Source organism: Pseudomonas sp. NPDC089530, from assembly GCF_050280705.1.
In the GTDB taxonomy this organism is placed as follows: Bacteria; Pseudomonadota; Gammaproteobacteria; order Pseudomonadales; family Pseudomonadaceae; genus Aquipseudomonas.
Window position 1 is genome coordinate 1 of record NZ_JBNNVU010000163.1, and the last position, 5,338, is coordinate 5,338.

5 protein-coding genes are annotated in these 5,338 nt (G+C 63.3%); 3 read left to right on the top strand and 2 right to left on the bottom strand.

Annotated elements, in window-relative coordinates; genetic code table 11:
* Together ACQKQA_RS29485 and htpX are read left to right on the top strand one after the other, a co-directional pair.
* Positions 1–1,177 (top strand): pyridoxal phosphate-dependent aminotransferase (locus ACQKQA_RS29485; protein ID WP_427564697.1); only part of this gene is annotated, 1,177 nt, incomplete at its 5' end.
* Between the two features lie 296 nt (positions 1,178–1,473).
* A complete protein-coding gene (htpX, locus tag ACQKQA_RS29490) occupies positions 1,474–2,364 on the top strand; it encodes a protease HtpX (RefSeq protein WP_025805479.1) in 891 nt (296 codons plus the stop codon).
* A gap of 62 nt (positions 2,365–2,426) precedes the next feature.
* Here the strand turns inward: htpX and ACQKQA_RS29495 are convergent, their stop codons facing one another.
* Positions 2,427–3,083: a thiopurine S-methyltransferase gene (locus ACQKQA_RS29495; protein ID WP_427564698.1), complete on the bottom strand. Its 657-nt coding sequence runs from the start codon at positions 3,081–3,083 to the stop codon at positions 2,427–2,429.
* A gap of 101 nt (positions 3,084–3,184) precedes the next feature.
* On the opposite strand from ACQKQA_RS29495, the gene ACQKQA_RS29500 reads away from it, so the two are divergent.
* The gene (locus ACQKQA_RS29500; RefSeq protein ID WP_427564699.1) at positions 3,185–3,952 is read left to right on the top strand and encodes a DODA-type extradiol aromatic ring-opening family dioxygenase; all 768 of its coding nucleotides are present in this window, start codon (positions 3,185–3,187) and stop codon (positions 3,950–3,952) included.
* A gap of 116 nt (positions 3,953–4,068) precedes the next feature.
* On the opposite strand, the gene ACQKQA_RS29505 is transcribed toward ACQKQA_RS29500, so the two are convergent.
* Positions 4,069–5,338, bottom strand: a 1,270-nt coding sequence (locus ACQKQA_RS29505; protein WP_427564700.1) for a DEAD/DEAH box helicase, incomplete at its 5' end; no start/stop codon positions are given.

Genomic DNA, 5,338 nt, shown 5'->3' on the forward strand with positions numbered 1-5,338 from the left:
CCAGGCGCGACCAGACGCCGGAGTTGAACGTGGCGCGGGCGTTTTCCACGGCGCGCTGCGCATCCGCGGCGTCACAGCTGGCAATCTTGGCCAGCCTTTTGGTTTCGAAGCGCCGGACGAAATCCTCCAGGACGTGATCCGCAACCTGCCGACCGCACAGGGCTACAGCGACTCCAAGGGCCTGTTCAGCGCGCGCAAGGCCGTCATGCAGTACTACCAGCAAAAGCAGGTGGAAGGCGTCGGCATCGAAGACATCTACCTGGGCAACGGCGTTTCCGAACTGATCGTCATGGCCATGCAGGCCCTGCTCAACAATGGCGACGAAGTGCTGGTCCCGGCCCCAGACTATCCGCTGTGGACCGCGGCCGTGAGCCTGGCCGGCGGCAACCCGGTGCACTACCTGTGCGACGAGCAGGCCAACTGGTGGCCGGACATCGCTGACATCAAGGCCAAGATCACCCCAAACACCAAGGCCCTGGTGATCATCAACCCGAACAACCCCACCGGCGCGGTGTACCCCAAGGCCGTGTTGCTGGAGATGCTCGAACTGGCCCGCCAGCACAACCTGGTGGTGTTCTCCGACGAGATCTACGACAAGATCCTTTACGACGACGCGGTGCACGTCTGCACCGCCTCCCTGGCGCCGGACCTGCTGTGCCTGACCTTCAACGGCCTGTCCAAGTCCTACCGCGTGGCCGGCTTCCGCTCCGGCTGGGTGGTCATCTCCGGTCCGAAGCACCACGCCCAGAGCTACATCGAAGGCATCGACATGCTGGCCAACATGCGCCTGTGTGCCAACGTGCCGAGCCAGCACGCCATTCAAACGGCGCTGGGGGGCTATCAGAGCATCAACGACCTGGTGCTGCCGCCGGGCCGCCTGCTGGAGCAGCGCAACCGCACCTGGGAACTGCTCAACGACATCCCCGGCGTCAGCTGCGTCAAGCCCATGGGCGCGCTGTACGCCTTCCCGAAAATCGACCCGAAAGTCTGCCCGATCCACAACGACGAAAAGTTCGTCCTGGACCTGCTGCTCTCGGAGAAATTGCTGGTGGTCCAGGGCACGGCCTTCAACTGGCCATGGCCGGACCATTTCCGGGTCGTGACCCTGCCACGGGTGGATGACCTGGAACAGGCGATTGGCCGTATCGGCGGCTTCCTCAAGTCGTATCGCCAGTAAGTCTTGCCCCGCAGCGCGACCGACAGCGGTCGCGCTGCGATTAATTCAGCAACACATCTGCACTCCCGGCACCGCCTCCCCTTCTGTATCTTTGCCTGACGCTTGGCGGCGGCCCGCCTGCGAAGCGCCGTCCCCTGCCCGACGCCTTTCCGAGCGGCGACGGCGAGCCCAGGCCAGCGTCTAAAATCAGCCTGCAGGACACAGTTTGAAATAGTCACCCGGTTGAATCGGCCGGTGCCGCACCTTATATACCCCGCAGAACGCTACATCTTTAGCATGAGGAGATTTCTACAACCATGATGCGCATCCTGCTGTTCTTGGCCACTAACCTGGCGGTCGTGCTGATTGCCAGCATCACCCTGAGCCTTTTCGGCTTCAACGGGTTCATGGCGGCCAACGGGGTTGATCTCAACCTCAATCAGCTGCTGGTTTTCTGTGCGGTCTTTGGTTTCGCCGGTTCCCTGTTCTCGCTGTTCATCTCCAAGTGGATGGCGAAGATGAGCACCAGCACCCAGATCATTACCCAGCCTCGCACTCGTCATGAGCAATGGCTGCTGCAAACCGTCGAGCAACTGTCCCGCGAAGCCGGGATCAAGATGCCCGAAGTCGGTATTTTCCCAGCCTACGAGGCCAACGCCTTCGCCACCGGCTGGAACAAGAACGATGCGCTGGTCGCGGTCAGCCAGGGCCTGCTCGAGCGCTTCTCGCCCGATGAAGTGAAGGCCGTGCTGGCCCACGAGATCGGCCACGTGGCCAACGGCGACATGGTCACCCTCGCCCTGGTCCAGGGCGTGGTGAACACCTTCGTGATGTTCTTCGCGCGCATCATCGGCAACTTCGTCGACAAGGTGATCTTCAAGAACGAAGAAGGCCAGGGTATCGCCTACTACATCGCGACCATCTTCGCCGAACTGGTCCTGGGCTTCCTGGCCAGCGCCATCGTCATGTGGTTCTCGCGCAAGCGTGAATTCCGTGCCGACGAAGCCGGTGCGCAACTGGCCGGTACTGCGGCGATGATCGGCGCCCTGCAACGCCTGCGCTCGGAACAAGGCCTGCCGGTGCACATGCCCGACACCCTGAATGCCTTCGGCATCAACGGTGGCCTCAAGCAGGGCCTGGCTCGCATGTTCATGAGCCACCCGCCGCTGGAAGAACGTATCGACGCACTGAGCCGTCGCCGCGGATAACGCTGGCGCAACAAGAAAGGGCGACGCAAGTCGCCCTTTTTTTACCCGAAAAAATACCGGCCTCAGCGCGCCAGCAAGCGATAGACCCGCTCCTCGAGGCGGGTGACACCGCCCTGGAGAAACTTCCAGCTTTCGCCAAGAATGTCCCGCTCCTCTTCGATCCGCAGTTGCCAGCCTTTGCCGAGCAAGGTCCTGGCCTCGTCATCGAGCACGGCGAAAGGCGGCCCCGCCATCAGCGCCTGATCGTAATCCAGAGTGATCAGCAAACCCTGGCAACCCTGAGGCAGGACCGCCTGCAGATGCGCCGCGTAGCGCTCGCGCATCGGCGGCGGCAAGGCGATCAAGGCCGCTCGGTCGTACAGCCCCTGGCAGTCGGCTACATCCGCGGCCGCCAGGGCGAAAAAGTCGCCACACCAGAGCTGGATCGGGCCATGCTGGTAGACCTTGAACCCGCCTCGAAGGCTGACTTGTGGCTGCAGTTGCTGCTCGCTGAAAAAGTCCTGGATGGCCTTCTCCGACAGTTCGATCCCCAGCACCTGATACCCCTGGCTCGCCAGCCAGCTCAGGTCCAGGCTCTTGCCGCACAACGGCACCAGCACCCGCGATCCCTGGGCCAGCCCCAGCTGCGGCCAGTAGCGTTGCAGGTAAGGATTGACCTCGGATAGATGGAAGCCGATCTGATTCTGCTCCCAGCGTTTGTGCCAAAACTCCGGCTGCATAAATCCCCCTGAAATTCGATCAAAAAGCCCAAGAACTTATATTAGATTTGGATCAATGATCTGATTGAAGATGACGCATCTTAACGCTCAGGACCTTATCCATGCTCCCTAGCCTGTTCATCTCCCACGGCTCACCGATGCTCGCCCTGGAACCCGGCGCCAGCGGCCCGGCACTCGCCCGCCTGGCGGCCGAACTGCCGCGCCCAAGGGCCATAGTGGTGGTGTCGGCGCACTGGGAAAGCCAGGATCTGCGGGTCAGCAGCAATCCGCAACCAGAGACCTGGCATGACTTCGGCGGCTTCCCCGCCGCGCTGTTCGCTGTGCAGTACCCGGCCCCCGGCGAGCCGGAGCTGGCGGAACAGGTGGCACAACTGCTCAGGGCCGACGGCCTGCCGGCGCAGCTCGACGACCAGCGCCCGTTCGACCACGGAGTCTGGGTTCCGCTGTCGCTGATGTATCCGCAGGCGGATATCCCGGTGGTCCAGGTTTCCCTGCCCAGCCGAATGGGTCCGGCCTTGCAGACCCAGGTCGGGCATGCCCTGTCCGGCCTGCGGCAACAGGGCGTGTTGCTGATCGGTTCCGGCAGCATTACCCATAACCTGCGCGAACTGGACTGGCACGCCGGTCCGGAAAGCGTCGAGCCCTGGGCCAAGGCCTTCCGCGACTGGATGATCGAAAAGCTCGCGGCCGACGATGAGGCCGCGCTGCATGATTACCGACGCCAGGCGCCGAATGCGGTGCGCAGCCACCCCAGCGATGAACACCTGCTGCCGCTGTATTTCGCCCGAGGCGCCGGTGGCGACTTCAGCATCGCCCACCAGGGTTTCACCATGGGTGCGCTGGGCATGGATATCTATCGCTTCGGCTGACAGGCGTCATCCCTGATATGCCGCAACCCCGCGCCCACAGAACCCCGAACGCCAGGCAAAAAAAATCCCCGCACCAGGCGGGGATTTTTTCGTTCAACCGATCAACTCAGCGCCGATCAGTCTTCGCGGTAACGACGCAGCTTCAGCTGCTTGCCGGCAACGCGAGTGTCCTTCAGCTTGGTCAGCAGACGCTCCAGACCTTCCTCCGGCAGCTCCACCAGGCTGAAGCTGTCACGCACCTGGATGCGACCGATGGCTTCGCGGGCCAGGCCGCCTTCGTTGAGGATCGCGCCCAGCAGGTTCTTGGCCGCGATACCGTCACGCGCGCCCAGCGCGGTACGGCAACGGGCACGACCTTCAGCCAGAGGCATAGGCGCGCGACGCTCACGATCACCGCGATCAGGACGATCGCCACGTTCTGGACGGTCGCCACGCGGGGTGCTGTTCGGCACCAGCGGACGTTCCTTCTCGATCGCCGCCAGGTTCAGCGCCTGACCGTTGGTGGCCTTGCGCAGCAGGGCCGCGGCCAGGGCACGCGGGCTGCAACCGATATCGGCGGTCAGGCGATCCAGCAGGTCGCCGTGGGTCGATTCGGCATCGGCCACCAGCGGCGACAGGCTGTTGGTCAGCTTCTTGATGCGCGCATCGAGAACGGCCTGAGCGTCCGGCAGGCGAACCTCGGCAACCTTCTGCCCGGTCACGCGCTCGATCACTTGCAGCATGCGGCGCTCACGCGGAGTCACCAGCAGCAGCGCACGACCTTCGCGACCGGCACGGCCGGTACGGCCGATACGGTGTACATAGGACTCTGGGTCGTACGGCATGTCCACGTTGAATACGTGGGTAATGCGCGGTACGTCCAGACCACGAGCCGCCACGTCGGTCGCCACGACGATGTCCAGGCGGCCATCCTTGAGGGAGTCGATCACGCGCTCACGCTGGTTCTGGGCGATGTCGCCGTTCAGCGCGGCGGCTTTGTAGCCTTTGGCTTCCAGGGCGCTGGCCAGGTCCAGGGTCGCTTGCTTGGTGCGCACGAACATGATCAGGGCGTCGAAGTCTTCCACTTCCAGCAGGCTGAGGACGGCGGAAGTCTTCTGGTCGGCGTGAACCAACAGGTGAGCCTGTTCGATCGCGGTGACGGTCTGGGTCTTGCTCTGGATCTTGACGTGTTTCGGGTCCTTCAGGTGACGCTCGGCGATCGCGCGGATCGACTGCGGCAGGGTGGCCGAGAACAGTACGGTCTGGCGGGACTCCGGCATGGCCTTGAAGATCACTTCCAGGTCATCCATGAAGCCCAGCTTGAGCATTTCGTCGGCTTCGTCGAGAACATTCGGCCTGAGTCGCCGGCGCATCCAGCTCCAGCACCAGCCCTCCCGGAAGTCGCAC